Source organism: Methylobacterium sp. 001424705, assembly GCF_059816145.1.
The window spans coordinates 1-14,838 of the sequence record NZ_JCBANU010000022.1 but is presented as its reverse complement, the minus strand read 5'-3'; the positions used below and the strand labels follow the sequence as shown (position 1 = coordinate 14,838).

Annotated in this window: 10 protein-coding genes, 1 tRNA gene, 2 pseudogenes and 1 other annotated feature; of the genes and pseudogenes, 9 read left to right on the top strand and 4 right to left on the bottom strand. The window is 59.2% G+C overall.

Annotated elements, in window-relative coordinates:
• Nucleotides 1–484: 484 nt before the first annotated feature.
• Nucleotides 485–2,674 (bottom strand): glycosyltransferase family 2 protein, encoded by a 2,190-nt coding sequence (locus AC6EUL_RS16440; protein ID WP_499871359.1) that lies wholly within the window; start codon nucleotides 2,672–2,674, stop codon nucleotides 485–487.
• Between the two features lie 421 nt (nucleotides 2,675–3,095).
• Here AC6EUL_RS16440 and AC6EUL_RS16435 point away from each other — a divergent pair.
• The 7 genes from AC6EUL_RS16435 (at nucleotide 3,096) to AC6EUL_RS16405 (ending at nucleotide 8,497) form a co-directional block, all read left to right on the top strand.
• A tRNA-Val gene (locus AC6EUL_RS16435) sits at nucleotides 3,096–3,170 on the top strand.
• An 857-nt stretch (nucleotides 3,171–4,027) separates the two neighbouring features.
• A complete protein-coding gene (locus tag AC6EUL_RS16430; RefSeq protein WP_499871357.1) occupies nucleotides 4,028–4,789 on the top strand; it encodes a glycosyltransferase family 2 protein in 762 nt (253 codons plus the stop codon).
• Nucleotides 4,786–5,403: a PI-PLC domain-containing protein gene (locus tag AC6EUL_RS16425; RefSeq protein WP_499871355.1), complete on the top strand. Its 618-nt coding sequence runs from the start codon at nucleotides 4,786–4,788 to the stop codon at nucleotides 5,401–5,403. The genes AC6EUL_RS16430 and AC6EUL_RS16425 overlap by 4 nt, the downstream gene beginning before the upstream one ends.
• Nucleotides 5,396–6,025 (top strand): HAD family hydrolase, encoded by a 630-nt coding sequence (locus tag AC6EUL_RS16420; protein WP_499871353.1) that lies wholly within the window; start codon nucleotides 5,396–5,398, stop codon nucleotides 6,023–6,025. Before AC6EUL_RS16425 ends, AC6EUL_RS16420 begins: the two co-directional genes overlap by 8 nt.
• A complete protein-coding gene (locus AC6EUL_RS16415) occupies nucleotides 6,022–6,750 on the top strand; it encodes a glycosyltransferase family 2 protein (protein WP_499871351.1) in 729 nt (242 codons plus the stop codon). Before AC6EUL_RS16420 ends, AC6EUL_RS16415 begins: the two co-directional genes overlap by 4 nt.
• 4 nt (nucleotides 6,751–6,754) lie before the next feature.
• Nucleotides 6,755–7,075: a cupin domain-containing protein gene (locus tag AC6EUL_RS16410; protein ID WP_499871349.1), complete on the top strand. Its 321-nt coding sequence runs from the start codon at nucleotides 6,755–6,757 to the stop codon at nucleotides 7,073–7,075.
• Nucleotides 7,076–7,111: 36 nt separating this feature from the next.
• Nucleotides 7,112–8,497 carry a tetratricopeptide repeat protein gene (locus AC6EUL_RS16405; RefSeq protein ID WP_499871347.1) on the top strand — a complete coding sequence of 462 codons (1,386 nt, stop codon included), beginning with the start codon at nucleotides 7,112–7,114 and terminating at the stop codon, nucleotides 8,495–8,497.
• A 414-nt stretch (nucleotides 8,498–8,911) separates the two neighbouring features.
• Here the strand turns inward: AC6EUL_RS16405 and AC6EUL_RS16400 are convergent, their stop codons facing one another.
• The 3 genes and pseudogenes from AC6EUL_RS16400 to AC6EUL_RS16390 all read right to left on the bottom strand — a co-directional run bounded on the left by AC6EUL_RS16400 (nucleotide 8,912) and on the right by AC6EUL_RS16390 (nucleotide 13,392).
• Complete coding sequence (locus AC6EUL_RS16400) at nucleotides 8,912–10,582, bottom strand: right-handed parallel beta-helix repeat-containing protein (RefSeq protein WP_499871346.1); 1,671 nt, start codon at nucleotides 10,580–10,582, stop codon at nucleotides 8,912–8,914.
• Between the two features lie 494 nt (nucleotides 10,583–11,076).
• Nucleotides 11,077–12,276: pseudogene (locus AC6EUL_RS16395) on the bottom strand (IS3 family transposase).
• Nucleotides 11,880–11,996: a sequence feature (AL1L pseudoknot), on the bottom strand. (Overlaps the previous pseudogene by 117 nt.)
• 339 nt (nucleotides 12,277–12,615) lie before the next feature.
• Nucleotides 12,616–13,392, bottom strand: a complete 777-nt coding sequence (locus tag AC6EUL_RS16390; RefSeq protein WP_499871344.1) for a calcium-binding protein — start codon at nucleotides 13,390–13,392, stop codon at nucleotides 12,616–12,618.
• A 932-nt stretch (nucleotides 13,393–14,324) separates the two neighbouring features.
• Here AC6EUL_RS16390 and AC6EUL_RS16385 point away from each other — a divergent pair.
• Together AC6EUL_RS16385 and AC6EUL_RS16380 are read left to right on the top strand one after the other, a co-directional pair.
• Nucleotides 14,325–14,654 (top strand): CsbD family protein, encoded by a 330-nt coding sequence (locus AC6EUL_RS16385; protein ID WP_499871342.1) that lies wholly within the window; start codon nucleotides 14,325–14,327, stop codon nucleotides 14,652–14,654.
• A gap of 47 nt (nucleotides 14,655–14,701) precedes the next feature.
• A pseudogene (locus AC6EUL_RS16380) lies at nucleotides 14,702–14,838 on the top strand (PhnA-like protein); the annotation flags it as partial.

The following is a 14,838-nucleotide window of genomic DNA, read 5'->3' as shown; positions in this document are numbered from 1 at the left end:
ACGGGGGACAGGACCGACTTGTACCACCGGTGGCAACCAGCCCGATCCTTAGTATGGCTCCAGGCTACTGTCCAACCGGAGCGCCGGGAATCAGGGCAATCACCGACCGGACACAGGGACCCTGTTGCACGTATTCATCGATCATTCCGGCAAGATGAGGGAGCAAAGTGCCGCGCCTCACGACGACGACTGCTCGATCACATGCAGGAATTCCAAACAAATGCCACAAACCGGGACGGCTTCCCCGACCTGACTTATGGACCATCGCCGACCGAAGTCACCGGCCCGTTACGCCGGCATCCTGGCAAGGGAGGGACCTGGAGGCAGGAAGGATGCGGACCAGCGTCGCCCCCTGTGATTCAGACCCCGCTGCCACCCTGTTTCGCAACGGTTCATCGCTGTGCCGAAGCCATCCAGGGAAGGCGGATAGACCGGCTGATTACGGCGACTTTGCGGTGCGAGGGGATGACGCTGCGCCGCAACATCAGAGCCGATAGCGCGCGGCGATCTTCGAGAGATTGGGATTGTAGTACGGGTCCGCCCGCAGAACCGCCCCCCATCGGTCTTGCATCACCCGGACCTCGCGCTCGAACCGGGCCAGTTTCTCGGGTGTGTCCTCCGCGCCGCGGCTCTTCGATTCGTGGTGGATCAGCCGCGCATGCGGTGTCCACACGATCCGATACCCCTGCGCACGCAGCCTGAGGCAGAGGTCGACGTCGTTGAACGCGACGGCGAGGTCGTCCGCGTCGAAGCCCCCGCTCTCCGAGAAGACCGACGCCCGGAGGAGCAGGCAGGCGCCGGTCACGGCCGAGACCTCCTGCGTCAGGACCATCCGGGCGAAGTACCCGGGGTCGTCCTCGGACAGCCCGGGATGGCTGTGCCCGGCCACGCCGCCGATCCCGAGGACGATGCCGCCGTGCTGCAGCGTGCGGTCCGGGTAGAGCAGCTTCGCGCCCACCGCGCCGATGTCCGGCGTCAGCGCGATGGACACCATCTCGCGCAGCCAGCCGGGCTCGATGACCTCGACGTCGTTGTTCAGGAACAGGAGCAGCGGCCCCCGGGCCGCTGCCGCGCCTCGGTTGGAAAGGTCGGAAAAGTTGAAGAGTCCGGGCACCGACACGACACGAACGCGCGCGTCGTTCGAATAGCGCGCGAAGAGGTCGCGCGTGCGGGGCTCCCGGCTGTCGTTGTCGACGATGAGCACCTCGATGGCCGGATAGTCCGTCGCGTCGAGAACACCCGCGAGGGCCACGGCGAGCAAGTCCGCGCGGTCGCGCGTCGGAATGACCACCGAAACGAGGGGAGCCGGCTCCGGGACCGGACGGACGAGCCGGTTGAACCCGAGGGGGCCGCGCACCGCCGTCGCCCGCAGGGGAGCGGCCACCTCGGCCAGCGCGCGCAGCCGCGCCATCTCGCTCCGCTCCAGGGCCCGGTCCGAGAACGTCCCCGAGCCGCCGGCGGCACGCCAGTGGTAGAGGATCCGCGGAATGTGCCGGATGCGATCCGGCGTCAGACGCGCCGTGATCCGCAAGAGGAGATCGTGGTCCTGGCTGCCCTCGAAGCCCGGGCGCAGGCCGCCCACGGCCCGGATCGCCTCTGTGCGGATCACCGTGAGGTGATTGATGTAGTTCTGGCCGTAGAGCAGCTCGCGATCGAACCCCGACTTGAAGTGCGGCTCGAAGCGACGCCCACGCCCGTCGATCTTGTCCTCGTCGCTGTAGATCAGAACGAGATCGGGCGCGGCACGGATCGCGGTCGCGACGTGGTAGAGCGCCCCCTCGGCCAGCACGTCATCGTGGTCGAGGAAGGCGACGAAAGGACCGGTCGCCTGCGCGAGGGCGTCGTTGGTGGCGCGGGCGATGTGACCATTCTCCGCACGCCGGACGACGTGAATGCGGGGATCCTGCTGGGCGTGACGGGCCAGGAGGCGTGGGATCGCCGGATCCGTCGAGGCGTCGTCGACGATCGAGAGCTCCCAGTTCGGATAGAGCTGCGCGCGGACCGACCGGATGGCGGCGTCCAGGACGCGCGGGGCGGGATCGTGCACCGGCATCACCACCGAGATCCGCGGCGCGTCCGGCCAAGCATCGATCGCGTCGCGGATGCGCCGCCGATCGGCCTCGGAGAGGGTATCGAATCGGGCGATCCACGTGGCGTAGCCGGTCTCCGTCCGATCGTGGAGGGCCCGCAGGAGCAGCGCCCGCCCGCGAACCTTGAGGCCGAGGGCGCGCCAGTACAGGGCGCGCGCGGCGAGGGCCGGGCTCCGGCGCAGGGCGCGCGCGACGAGGCCGATCCGCCGGACCCGGCGGATCGCGAAACCGTCGAGGTGGAACCCCGTTTCGCGGGCGAGGGGCGCCAGGTGCAGGGCTCGCAGCCCTTCGGGCAAGCGCCCCGTCCAGACGAAGCGATCCCCGCCCTCCGCCTCCTCGGAGAGGGCCACGATGCCGGGCCGACCGTCCGGGCCGAGGACCCGCGCGCTGAGGACCAGCCGGCAGACGCCCGCGCTCCCGACGTCCCGGAACCGGATCGTCGCCCAGGTCCCGCCGAGACCGGCATCCGCGAGGTCGAGGTCGAAGCCGGGGCCATCCGGGACGAAGCGCCGCGTCGAAGGCCCCCTGCGAATCCGGGGGAGCGAGACGGCCGGCAGCGAGCCGGACCGGTTCGGGGTCTTCATCCCTGGCTCACTCCATCGCGGACCGTACCCGAGGCAGCAGGGCCGGACCTTCCCGCGAGCGTCATCGAACGGCGGGACACCGCAGGGCGGGCCCGATCATCGCCCCCGCTCCCCCGGTCGGCGTCGCCGCCCCAAGCGCGAACGGCCTTCCCGCGCCCACCGTCGTTTCCGCCCCGCATCGTTCCACCGCAAGCCCCAACCCGCCTGTTCCGGCCGGCAGCCCCGGTCGGCGCACCGGACCGACCCGCGCCACCGGAAGGCGACCGGGCCCGGCTTAGCGCATTTTCGCGGGTCACACAGGGCCGATGCCGGGGCCGGGGACGCCCGACCGGCAGGCCGAACATTCGCGCGGCGCGGGCCCTTGCGTACCCCGAAACCCCAGGCTATAGCCCCCTCCACCGGCGCCGAGCGGCACCGGTGAGGGCGCGTAGCTCAGCGGGAGAGCACTACCTTGACATGGTAGGGGTCACAGGTTCGATCCCTGTCGCGCCCACCATCTATCTCTCTGATGTCACAGGTTTTTACCTGCCGGGAGATAGGCCTGCGGTTACTGATCGCAGGTTCAGCGAACCTGATTGAGGTTCGCTATGGCTCTGCCGCAGGTTCGTGTTCCTTCCGGACCTGACGCACGAGAGCCGATGCCCGCCGCGGACGAGGATCGCCCCCCCCTGCCGACGCACAGCGATGGCGCGAGGGCTTCGTTGACCTGTGATCGACCGTCGTCCCCTATCGGCGACGTTTCGTGCCGGAGTTTTCACCTTACCTCACGGCTTACAGCTGGTTTCCGCGCTTGTGGGAGGTCGGCATTTCCGAGCGAAGAGCCTACCCCCTTGAGCTGACCGATCGCAAGCGCACCGGGTCCAAAGCCAGCCCGCGCCGTCCTTAGCTCGATGCGCAGTCTGCGATCTCGAGTTGCCGCCGGCGTCGAGGGCGAGCGCAACTGCGATACAGTCCGGCGCCTCATTAGTCGCAAGCTGCGCACACTCACCGACATTGACGACACCCGGCCTATGGCTATCACCTTGCTGAGAAGCTTATGAGGCAAAGTGGACCGGCTCGGCCAGCGCCAGCGCAGCGGGGATCCTTCCGCTGGATAAGGCCTATCATCGCCTGACCACCCAGCACCGACGTCGCGTGATTGAGCTCACGCTCGATCACATCGCCCACTGTCGAAGCTTTGCCAGCGCCTACGGTTTTCACCCCTTTCGTCCGCGCTCGCCTTATTTGTCAGGCCACTGCCACAATCCTGGTCGGACGCCTCATCATGGCTTTCCGAAACGGGGCCTCATCTAGAGATGGTGTTGCCTCGTAATGGGCCACACGCTAAACGCGTGACGAACCGAGGAACAGAATGTGACGGATCTTCTGACGATCATCATCCCTATGGCAGGCAGAGGCAGCCGTTTTGCGGTTGCCGGCTATTCCGACCCGAAACCTTTGATCCCGATCAACGGCGTCCCGATGATTCGGCTGGTGATCGAAAATTTGCGGCCGAAGCAACAGCACCAATTTGTCTTCATCTGCCAAAGAGATCACGTTTCAGATTACGGCTTAGCCGAACTATTGCCTCAATGGGCACCAGGCTGCGGAATCGTACAGCTCGATGGCGTCACAGAAGGTGCCGCGTGCACTGTGCTAGAAGCTGCCGATTACATCGGTCAAAATCCATTGATGATCGCCAACAGCGATCAATATGTAGATGTCAGCATAGATGATTACCTCCAGAAGCAGTCACCCTGGAGCGACGGCCTAATAATGACTATGACTGCAAACGATCCGAAGTGGTCATTCGTAGGCTTGGATGAGAATAAGCTCGTTACGACAGTCGTCGAAAAAGAGGTGATCTCAAACGAAGCGACCGTCGGCATATACAATTTCTCCGACGGCCAAGATTTTATTAACGGCGCACGTCGCATGATCGCTAGCGATAAGCGCGTCAATGGCGAATTCTACGTCGCACCTGTTTACAATGAAATTATTGCAGACAGTGCCCAGATCGAAATCTTCAATGTAGGATCCGATACGACGGGAATGTATGGCTTAGGTACCCCAGGTGACCTTGACTACTTTCTAAGCCAGCCTGTCGCACTCCGCGCTACAGAAAATATCCGATGAAGATCTTGAGCCATCGAGGCTTCTGGCAAACGCCGGAGGAGAAGAATACTGAGACTGCCTTTCAACGGACGATCTTGTCTGGCTTTGGAACGGAAACCGACGTCCGTGATCTGAATGGACAGCTTGTAGTTTCGCATGATCCTCCGCATGGCGGAGAAATGTTATGGGAAGAACTGCTAGATAAATTCGATCACAGCGGCTTAACGTTAGCAGTCAACATAAAGTCAGATGGATTGGCGACAAAACTGGGGGATGCATTCTCTGGCCGAACCATCGACTGGTTTGCGTTCGACATGTCTGGTCCCGAGATGGTTAGATATCGGAAGGCGAGGCTCCCTTACTATACTCGCCACAGCGACGTTGAACCAAATCCAATTCTATATGACGAAGCTAGCGGTGTATGGCTCGACGCATTTGATTGCCAATGGTTCGACCAGCGAACCATCATTGCTCACCTCGACAAAGGTAAATCAGTCTGTGTCGTGTCACCTGAGCTTCACGGCCGAGATCCACATTCTTTGTGGCAGGAACTCATGGTGCTCGCCGACGTACCGGGCGTCATTCTTTGTACCGACAAGCCAGACATAGCGCGACAGGTATTCCGCCATGATTAAAGCAGTCGTGTTCGACATGGACGGGGTGCTCATAGATGCCAAGGAATGGCATTATGACGCTCTCAACCGTGCCCTTCGCCTATTTGGTACGGAAATTAGCCGAGCCGATCATTTAACGACCTTCGACGGACTGCCGACCAAACGCAAGCTCGAGCTGCTCTCAACGACAGAAAATCTTCCGGCTGAACTTCATGGTTTTTTGAACGAATTAAAACAAGTTTACACGATGGAACTCGTAAGTGTCCGGTGCAAACCAGTCTTCATGCACGAAATGGCGCTTTCTACATTGAAGAGTCGCGGCATCAAACTTGCGGTAGCCTCTAATTCGATTCGCCCGACTGTCGAAGCAATGATGGGATATTCGCGTCTCACAAAATACTTTGATGTGATGCTATCGAATCAGGACGTAAAGAAGGCCAAACCCGACCCAGAGATCTACACCCTTGCCGTTCAGCGACTGGGCATAGATCCGAGCGAAACATTGGTCGTAGAAGACAATGAACACGGAATCCGCGCTGCGCGGGATTCCGGCGCTCATGTATTAGTAGTAAAATCAGTTGAAGAAGTCAATATTGCAAATATAGACAATCATATTTCAATCATAAACGGGAGCTCAAATTGAACGTTCTGATATTAGCCGCCGGAGAGCAAACAGCCAGCGATAAGCAGGCTCATTCCTATCCAACTTGGTTAGCGGATATGGATGGCACGCTACTTATCGAGCGCCAGGTACTATCTTTAAAGAAGGCAAACCCTAAGCGTTTCGTGTTTTTGTTTCGGCAGCAGGATGTTGATACATACTACTTAAATAACATTGTCGATCAGATCGCGCCGGGATCAGCTGTCATTGGACTTCGGGGTGAAACAGCTGGCGCAGCATGTTCTGCGCTATTGGCAATTAATGAAATCGACTTGTCGAGCGAACTCATCGTTGCAAGCGCTACCGATCAGATTGATATTGAAATCGGATCTGTTGTGGAGCGTTTCCGGTCACAGGGCGCGGACGCGGGTGTCCTGACGTTCCCTTCATTGCATCCGCGTTATTCCTACGTTCGCACAAACGCCGACGGATGGGTGGTGGAAAGTTCCGAGAAGCGGCCGATAAGCAGATCGGCGAGTACAGGTCTTTACTGGTTCTCGAAAGCCGCTGATTTCTATGATGGCCTAAAAGAGATGATAATCAAGGATGCCCATGTTCAGGGGCGATTTTATATATGTCCTGCGCTAAACGAATTAATTCTTAGGCAAAAAAGGGTTTCCGTGTTCCCCCTATCATCCGAACAATATCACCCGCTCAAGTCTGACAAACAAGTCGAAAATCTCGAGCATGCGCTGATTGAGGGTTGAATTGATGAAAGAAGCGAAATTAGCGGATATGGTTGGAGGCTGGTTTGTTGGAGACTTTGAGCCAACGGTCCACCGGACAAAAGACTTTGAAGTCGGTATCAAGAAATACAAAGCGGGTGATACCGACGCCGAACATTTCCATAAGATTGGAACCGAGATCACCGTGATCATCACGGGACGAGCTATCATGGGCGGTCGGGAATGGAATGCTGGCGACATTATTGTCGTTGAGCCAAATGAAACTATCCAATTCCATGCTTTGAGTGATGTGACCCTCGCTGTTGTCAAATTCCCGTCTGTTACCAACGACAAATTCATCATCTGACCGATCGTACGCTGCATCACCAACCCGGAGACTGTGTTGTCCGAATTCTGTGACGTAAACCTCTTGGTAACCGGGCAAATTCGTGATCGCATTGCGTTCGAGCGTCTGCTAGCGAACGTTAATTCTCATCGGATGGTGTTCAAAAAGCTTGCTTTTTCTACTTGGACACAGGAGATCCAGTCGAACGCTGATCAGATTACGTTGGCAGAGGACATACTGGATGTACTCGATGCAGGTAATCTGCTTCCTATTTCACCAGTGTTAAATCGCGATATTATCGGGGTGTTCGCTCAATCGCGGCAGTTATTCCGGGGAATTGACCATTTTAACGATCGGCACCCAATTCTACGTATTAGGGCGGATGATTTACTATGTGGGAGCCTAAATCTGACGGATGTTATTTCTTCTGTCAATGCTTATTGGCGATCTACTGGTAAAATTACAACTGTCGTGAAAGCCTCAACTGCGGAGGTTCCTTGCTTTCTGGATGATCGTCTTTATATCATTTCCCCCCAACACATCGCCTTGCTTAAATCATTTTCATTTTCTGCTCTACTTGGACTTCATCATCGTAATTTTTTCCCGGAGTTCGCACTTTTCGCACCCTTGTTTCAGAAAGAATCGAAGGATCTCGATTGCCTGATTGGCACTGACGTCCGGAGCCTTCGCTATCAATTGAATGACATGCGCGACATCGGCCGTTGGCTTTCACGCACACAACTCGTTGTCGCGTTGGAATGCTACAGAGACGTTCTGTCGAGCCGCATCTCATTTTTTGAAGATGCTATTGCTCCCGATGTACAGGAAAGATCTAATTTCACACAATACATTCTAGAAGCGAAAGGAAATGTTGGACCGACTACCATGGCCGAGGCAACTTCGGCTATCACAAATCTGATTGAGAGAATTAAAAACGGGCAATCGAAACCTGTCGACGGCAGATCTCGCGAGTCCTATGAGCAAATCGAAAATTTGAAGTCACTCGTTGCGTTAAAATTTTCAAAAGAAGATCATAAGGGAGCGATCAATACATTTGAGTCCTCAGTCATCCGTAACGAGCGGGATCCGGACCTACTTGAGCGTATCGGAATCTCTTATTTTAAGACCGGAGACATGAACCGGTCCTATGAAATTCTGCGAAGTTTACATTCAGATGGCGGGCGCACGTTTTATCACCTGTTTTATCTTTCTGCAGCTTTAGTCGAGCTAAAAGATCAAGCTGCCCTGTACCTGATATTGAATGATTTGCTTAAATTCCATGGAGAAAATCGTACCGTTGCCGACCACGTCTTAAATTGCGCTATGCATTTCGAAGACACCGCTAGGAAGGATTATTTTTCGGACATGATATCGGGCCGGTGGTATCACGACAAACCACTATTAGCGAAGGCTAAAACTCTGAATCCTGTCGAGAATTTCTGATGTATCGGAATGCTGCTGTGAGACCCTTCGGTGCGGAGTAGAGGCGAACGCCTCGATGATCATTCTCCAACACGAATTCGAAGATAGAGTATAAATTTAGCGCTACTCTCCGTTAATCCGCGTTTATTTTCACTATATCATTCCCTCCAAGGAGGCATCGCTGACAGGTCCAGCGCTTGTGATCACCGTCACATTATTCAGTGAGCGTCTGGAGATCGACGTCTTTGAAGACGGCCATGTCGAGTTCTCTCGCTTCAAAGGTGATGGGGGGCGAGTGCGATGAAAAGACCCTAAACGCCCTCATCCCCCCGCACGGAAGCCAACGAAACAGTATCGATTCCGCTCGACCTGAACCAACCCATAGAGACGCCGCCCGGAGGCGGGTGGGGAATTGATGCGGCCGCCCTTGAGGGGCTACCGAAGTAACTTCAGCCCGACCGCTTTGCCTTCCAGGGTGATCGACAGCGACCCGTCGAAGGCACTGGCTGCGCCGGTCACCGAAATGACGATCGATGTCGAAGCGTCGCTGGCCGGAGCAAGCGTCAGGACAGGAAGCGAACCAGGGCTGGAGACATCCGAAATCGGTGTAATCGTCACCGCGCTGCCGGTGTTCGAGAGAAGAACCTCGTAGATCCTCGATCCTCCGCTCACGCCTTGCGTCACCCCTTCAAGGACAAGCCGCATGCGTGCGCTGCGGAGCGCTCGTGTATCCACACGATAGATGGGGGTCACAGCCGCACCCGCAGGCAACAGAACAGACCGGATCTCGCTGTTGTGGATCGATCCGTTCGACCTGTCACGCTGATCGACGACACGCCACTTGTTGAGAACATTTCCGTAGTTGTTCTCGCCAACGACGACGGCCGATGCGCCTTCGCTGATCGAAACACCGGCGGTTCCAAAGTTGAGGAATGTATTACCGCCCACGAAGATGCTGGCAGAGCCCCTCACGAGACTGATGCCCGTATCGGTCCGGGGGAAAACGTTACCCGCGATCGAGACATTCGACGCGTTATTCCCGATCTCGATGCTCGTCGGCTGATCGAAGAATTCATTCGCCGCGATGTTGATCGAAGCGAAGGTCGATGTGTCACCGCCTCTCGCCCGCAGACCAATCACGCTCTGGTTCTCGACAGAGTTGTTCGTGAACTGGAGAATGCCCGTCCCCGGAGCGACATTGATCTGCGCGTCCTGCTGGCTCCAGTCGACACCGTATTGGGCACCGAGGAATTTCGAATTCGAGATCTTACCGGAACCGCCGCTCTCCGCACGCAATCCGGCCGTGTTGGCCGCGGGGGTCGAGCCATCGTACTGCGCAACATAGTCGGAGATCGACCAGTCGCCGTTATCCGAATAATTCAGGTTACGGACAAGCCCGCCGTACTTCTTGAAATTCCGCGACCAGACCCTCTTCCACGACCAAAAATGTCCACTCTCGACGTAGATGTTGGTCGTGAAGTCGTGGATATAGATGTCTTCCAACGCTTGGCGCGTCGGGTTCTCCGCTACATTCGACTGAACGATGCCAGTCGCATCCGCAGCGCCCACGCTGTTGTAGATGTGGAAGCCGCGCAGAGTAGCGGCGTCGCCCATCAGCTTGAAGGCAACGCCCTTGGGCGAGCTGTACGCTATCGTCGTTCCGCCAAAACTCCCAGTTCCTTCCCATAGCTGAGATGTATTCGTAAGAGTCTGTGTCAGGACAATACATCCGGGAGGAAATTGAATCTTCGCTCGTGCAGGTGCCGCAAGAAGAGCAGCCTTGATGTTCGCGGTCTGATCGGACTTGCAGTTAAGGTCGGTGAGAAACGGGCGAACGTAGAAGGTCGTGCCCTGCAAGCTTTCGAAAAGTGAGCGACTGAGGACATTGGCTGCGGGCATGGGGTCCGGTGTGACGACGGTGTCCGAGGCATCTCCGTCGAACTTGAGCTTTCCACCCTTGAAACAGCCGATCTTCAGTTTGTCCGGCGGGCAGACATCTCCGTTGTCTTTGATCCGAGCATTGTTCACCGGCCGGTCAAACGCACTAGCTGGAGAGATTGACACGAAGGCGAGTGAAAGCGCGACAGAAAGGCCGGTGATCTTCATCGAACGGTGATCCACACGTTGGCGACGCTGCTCCGCAGGCCGATGCCCTGCTGGGCGTCCGTAATCCGGATGGCCGGCAGGCCGGCGGTGGTATCGCCCGAACCAGGGGCGACCGCGATCGTGATAGTCTGGTCGACGGAGCTCTGGCCACCCTCGTCAGTGTTGAAGAGAACCGACGTGAGCGGCAGAGTGTCGACATTAAACAGGGTGACGGTGCGCAGCCCACGGAGCGATCAGAAGCCGACCGAAGCTGTCGTTGGCGAGCGCCGGATAGTTCTTGTCCGCAACGGCGGTGTGACCCAGCCCTATGAGTCGCTGCCGTTGAGCAGAGCGGCTGCCGCGGGAGGCGCCCTTAGGCCCGGTTCGGCAAGCTGTCGGCGAGGCACGACATCGCGACCTCGGCGCCGGGCAGGGTGATCGCGAGCGTGGTCAGCCGAACGCTCAAGGCGTGCCGTGAACCGCCCCGAAATTTCTCGAAGGCCATTTGGTCTGGGTCAGGGGGCCAAGGATTGCGCCTCGGCCGGAGTGATACTTCCGATGGATTCGAGCAGGCGACGGGTGTTAGACCAGTCGACCCATTCGAGCGTAGCGAATTTGACTGTCTCGAATAAGCGCCAAGGGCCGCGCCGATGGACCGCCGCGGCTTTGAATAGGCCGATGAACGTTTCAGCCCGAAGTATGATCGAACGAGTCGCAGACGGTGCCGACGGAGAGTTCGATGCCCACTTCCTCAAGGCGCTGAGTGTAGCGGAGGCTCACATATTGCGATCCGCGGTCCGAGCGACACTTGAGGCCATCGGCAGCGAAGGGCCGACGCTCGACCAGGGCCTATTCCAGGGTATCGAGAACGAATTCCGCCCGGGCCGAACGCGATACACGCCATCCCACGATTCGGCGGGCGAAGACGTCGATCACGACGGCTTCCATTGTCGAAGCCGCCCCAACTCGCTACGCAGGTGAAATCCGCGACCCACAGCCTGTTAGGGCAGGCCACCTTGAACTGGCGGTTGACCCGGTCGAGCGGGCAGGCCGCAGCCGGATGGGGGATCGGCGTGCGAACCGTCTTGCCCCCCACGACGCCCTTCAGATCCATCGCTCGCATCAGCCGCGTGACGGTACAGCGGGCCGCCATGATCCCCTCACGGTCGAGTTGCCGCCAGACTTTGCGCACGCCGTAGCCGGAGAGGTTGTCCTCGTACACGCACCGGATCTCGGCCATCAGCGTCGCATCCGAGCGAGCCCGGGCCGGCAGCCTGCTATGATCGGCACGCCGCGCGGCATGAGCATGGTATGTCGGCGAGGCGATCGGCAGAACTTTGCAGATCGCCTCGCCCCCGTAAGCCTCCCGGTCATCATTGATGAAGGCGATCATGTCCGCGACCGGCGGTCGAGCTCCGCCATGGCAAGATATGTCGCGGCTGTGCGCAGGATCGCGTTGGCTCGGCGAACTCACAATTCTCGCGCTCCAGAACCTTGACCCGCTCGCGCTCGCCCGTCGTTTGTCCGGCCCGCCGGCCCTGGTCCCACTCGGATTGCCGAACCCCGTTCCACGGTGTCTCGCCCGAACAGCCGATCTTGGCCGCGATCGAGCGAATCACCGCATACTGCGAGCTATGCTCGCCCCAATGCTCGGACACCATCCAGACCGCGCGCTCGTGGACCTCAGGCGAAAAGGATGCGGTTTGCTTCGTCATGGCTCCGTCCTCTCAAGTTCGTCGTACGACCGCGCGCCCGCTCCACCTGACGGAGCCGCACGACGGATCGCCTGGAGACTGGTGGGGCTCCGGGGAAGAACCAAGGCGTCACGCGCGTCCGATCACGCAGCCGCGAAAACCGCGTCATCCCCCAGACATTTCCCGCCCGAGCATCGCGCGACCAGGCGCCCCCCCGGAACACGCGCGCGCGAATCCGATCGCGGGAGGCCTCACGAAAGCGAACAGCCGCCGCCCCCGAGGGGAGACGACGGCTGTCGATGAGCGGCCGCACACCGGTCCGCGGACCAGTGTGCGGCCGTTTGGTCAGGCTGCCGTCAATCAGGCGTAGAGCGGAGCGGTGTAGACCAGGAAATCGTCCGCATGGAGTTCGACGGGCTTCGTGTCGAGCGTCGCGAAGACCACCGCCTTGCCAGCCCCAGCGGTCCCATCGGCATCGAAGGAAACGTTTCCGCTCGTGCTGTCATAGATAATCGTCGGCGCTCCCTTCTGGGAGATCTCGTTGCCGGGGCGCAGAATGAAGTGATTGTCCACTCCGGTGCCGTCCACCAGCTGAGCATAGCCATTGTAGATCGGCGTGCTGTTGTTGAAGACACCGAAGATCGAGCTGTCGAGGACGATCTTGTCGAGTCCAACCTGGAAGTCGGTGATGTGGTCCAGGTTACCCGACGTCAGAGACGCGCCGAAGATGAACTTGTCCGCACCTGCACCGCCGGCGAGGACATCGCGACCGGACCCACCGGAGATCACGTCGTCCCCAGCGCCGCCGTCGATCGTGTCGCTGCCGGCTCCCCCACGCAGGCTGTTCATGCCGCTGTTGCCGACGAGGATGTTATCGCCGTCGTTGCCGGAACCGCCGATATTGGCCGACCCTTCCAGGTAGAGGTTCTCGAGATTGACTCCGAGCGCCCAAGTGACGGTCGAGTGAACGTTGTCGATTCCGCCACCCTCACCATTGAATTCGACGATTCTATCGTCCCGGTGGTACACATAGTAGGTGTCATCACCAGCACCGCCTTCCAGACGACTGGCCTGGGTCAGCGAGGCGTACAGAACATCGTCACCGTCGGTGCCGCGATCGAAGTATCCGAAAGCCATACTCAAATTCCCACCTGAAAAACTTGTACGGCACGGACTACGTAATACTCCGCCCGAGAGAGAACTAACCCTCGCAGCAATTGCACCCCGTGCTGTGGCGGGAGCTTTAATAGAATTTTAAGCCAAAGCCAAAGGGCCTGACGCCGGCCATGCGAACTTAAGCTGCGTAGGCATCTGGTGTCGGCAGTTGTCTTTTCATAGGCAAACTACTTAGACGGCGGAGAACTGGCATAGGATGTTGGCTCCCAACTGCGCCCAGCGGATAGTTTTTGACGAAGGGCGACCTCATCTGGCCGGATAGTTCCGAAGTGAATTCTCCGCACAATCAGCCAGACATGAACGGAACAGGATCTGGAAGAGACGCTGAATGAACATTTAGACTGTGACGTTTGCCGCAGTGCCCGATCAGACTTGGCGGGTGACAATCTTCTGCCGCCGGCCATCAACCGGCCAGGGTCGCGGACGGACATTCCGGCGACTGGCCCGTTGCTGCGTTGCTGCATGCGGCGGGCGATCAATAAAAGGGCCCACGCGAATGTGATCACAACATTGCGAGGGGAGGGGGAGCCTGCAGCAGGATCGGGCGCGCAGCCGCGCGCGCCCCTGCACGGAGGCTCGCGTCGCACGACTCCGTCCGTGTCACGACACTGGGTGCGTGGCGTCGCAGGTCGATGCGACCGAGACTCATTCGAGGAACAGATGGATGCCGAGAACCCGATCGGCACAGGACATTCGGCCGATCCGCACGTCGGCCCGCACGGCGGTCCCTCTGACCGCCCCCCTAGTGCGTCCGTACCAGAAATCGCGAGCGTGACCGGAACAGGATTGCGCACGATCCGTTTGCGCACAGTTGCTGACGCACCCGGCGATCGTCTTCCGGGATGCAGCCACGCTTGCGAAGCCACTTCGGCAGACGACGACGGGAGACCATCATGATCGACACCCACCGTGTGACCGGTACCGCCAAGGAACTCGCCGGCAAGGCGCAGGGCACCATCGGCGATCTTGCGGGGTCCCGGGATGATTCGGTGAAGGGGCGCCTGCGCGAAGCCCAGGGCTCGGCCGAGGACCTCTACGGCCAGGCCAAGGACGTCGTCCGAAACGTCGCCGACGAGGTCTCGGATTATGCCGAGGACGCCTACGACCAGGGCAAGCGCCAGTTGCACGAGGTCCATGAGCGGTCCGTCGCCTGGCCGCACGCCTCGCTTCTCGTGGCCGGCCTCGTCGGCTTCGGCCTCGGCCTCCTCGTCAGCAAGCTCTGACCCGTCCACGCCGCTTTTCCAGACCCACCGAACGTTCGGAGTATCCCGTGTCCACGTCCCCCCTTCTCGCGACCCCGGCCGTCTCGGCCGACACCCGTACCGTGCTGCTGAACCAGGTCTCCTGGGGCGCCATCTTCGCCGGCGCCGTCACCGCCCTGGTGACCCAGGTCATCCTCAACATGGT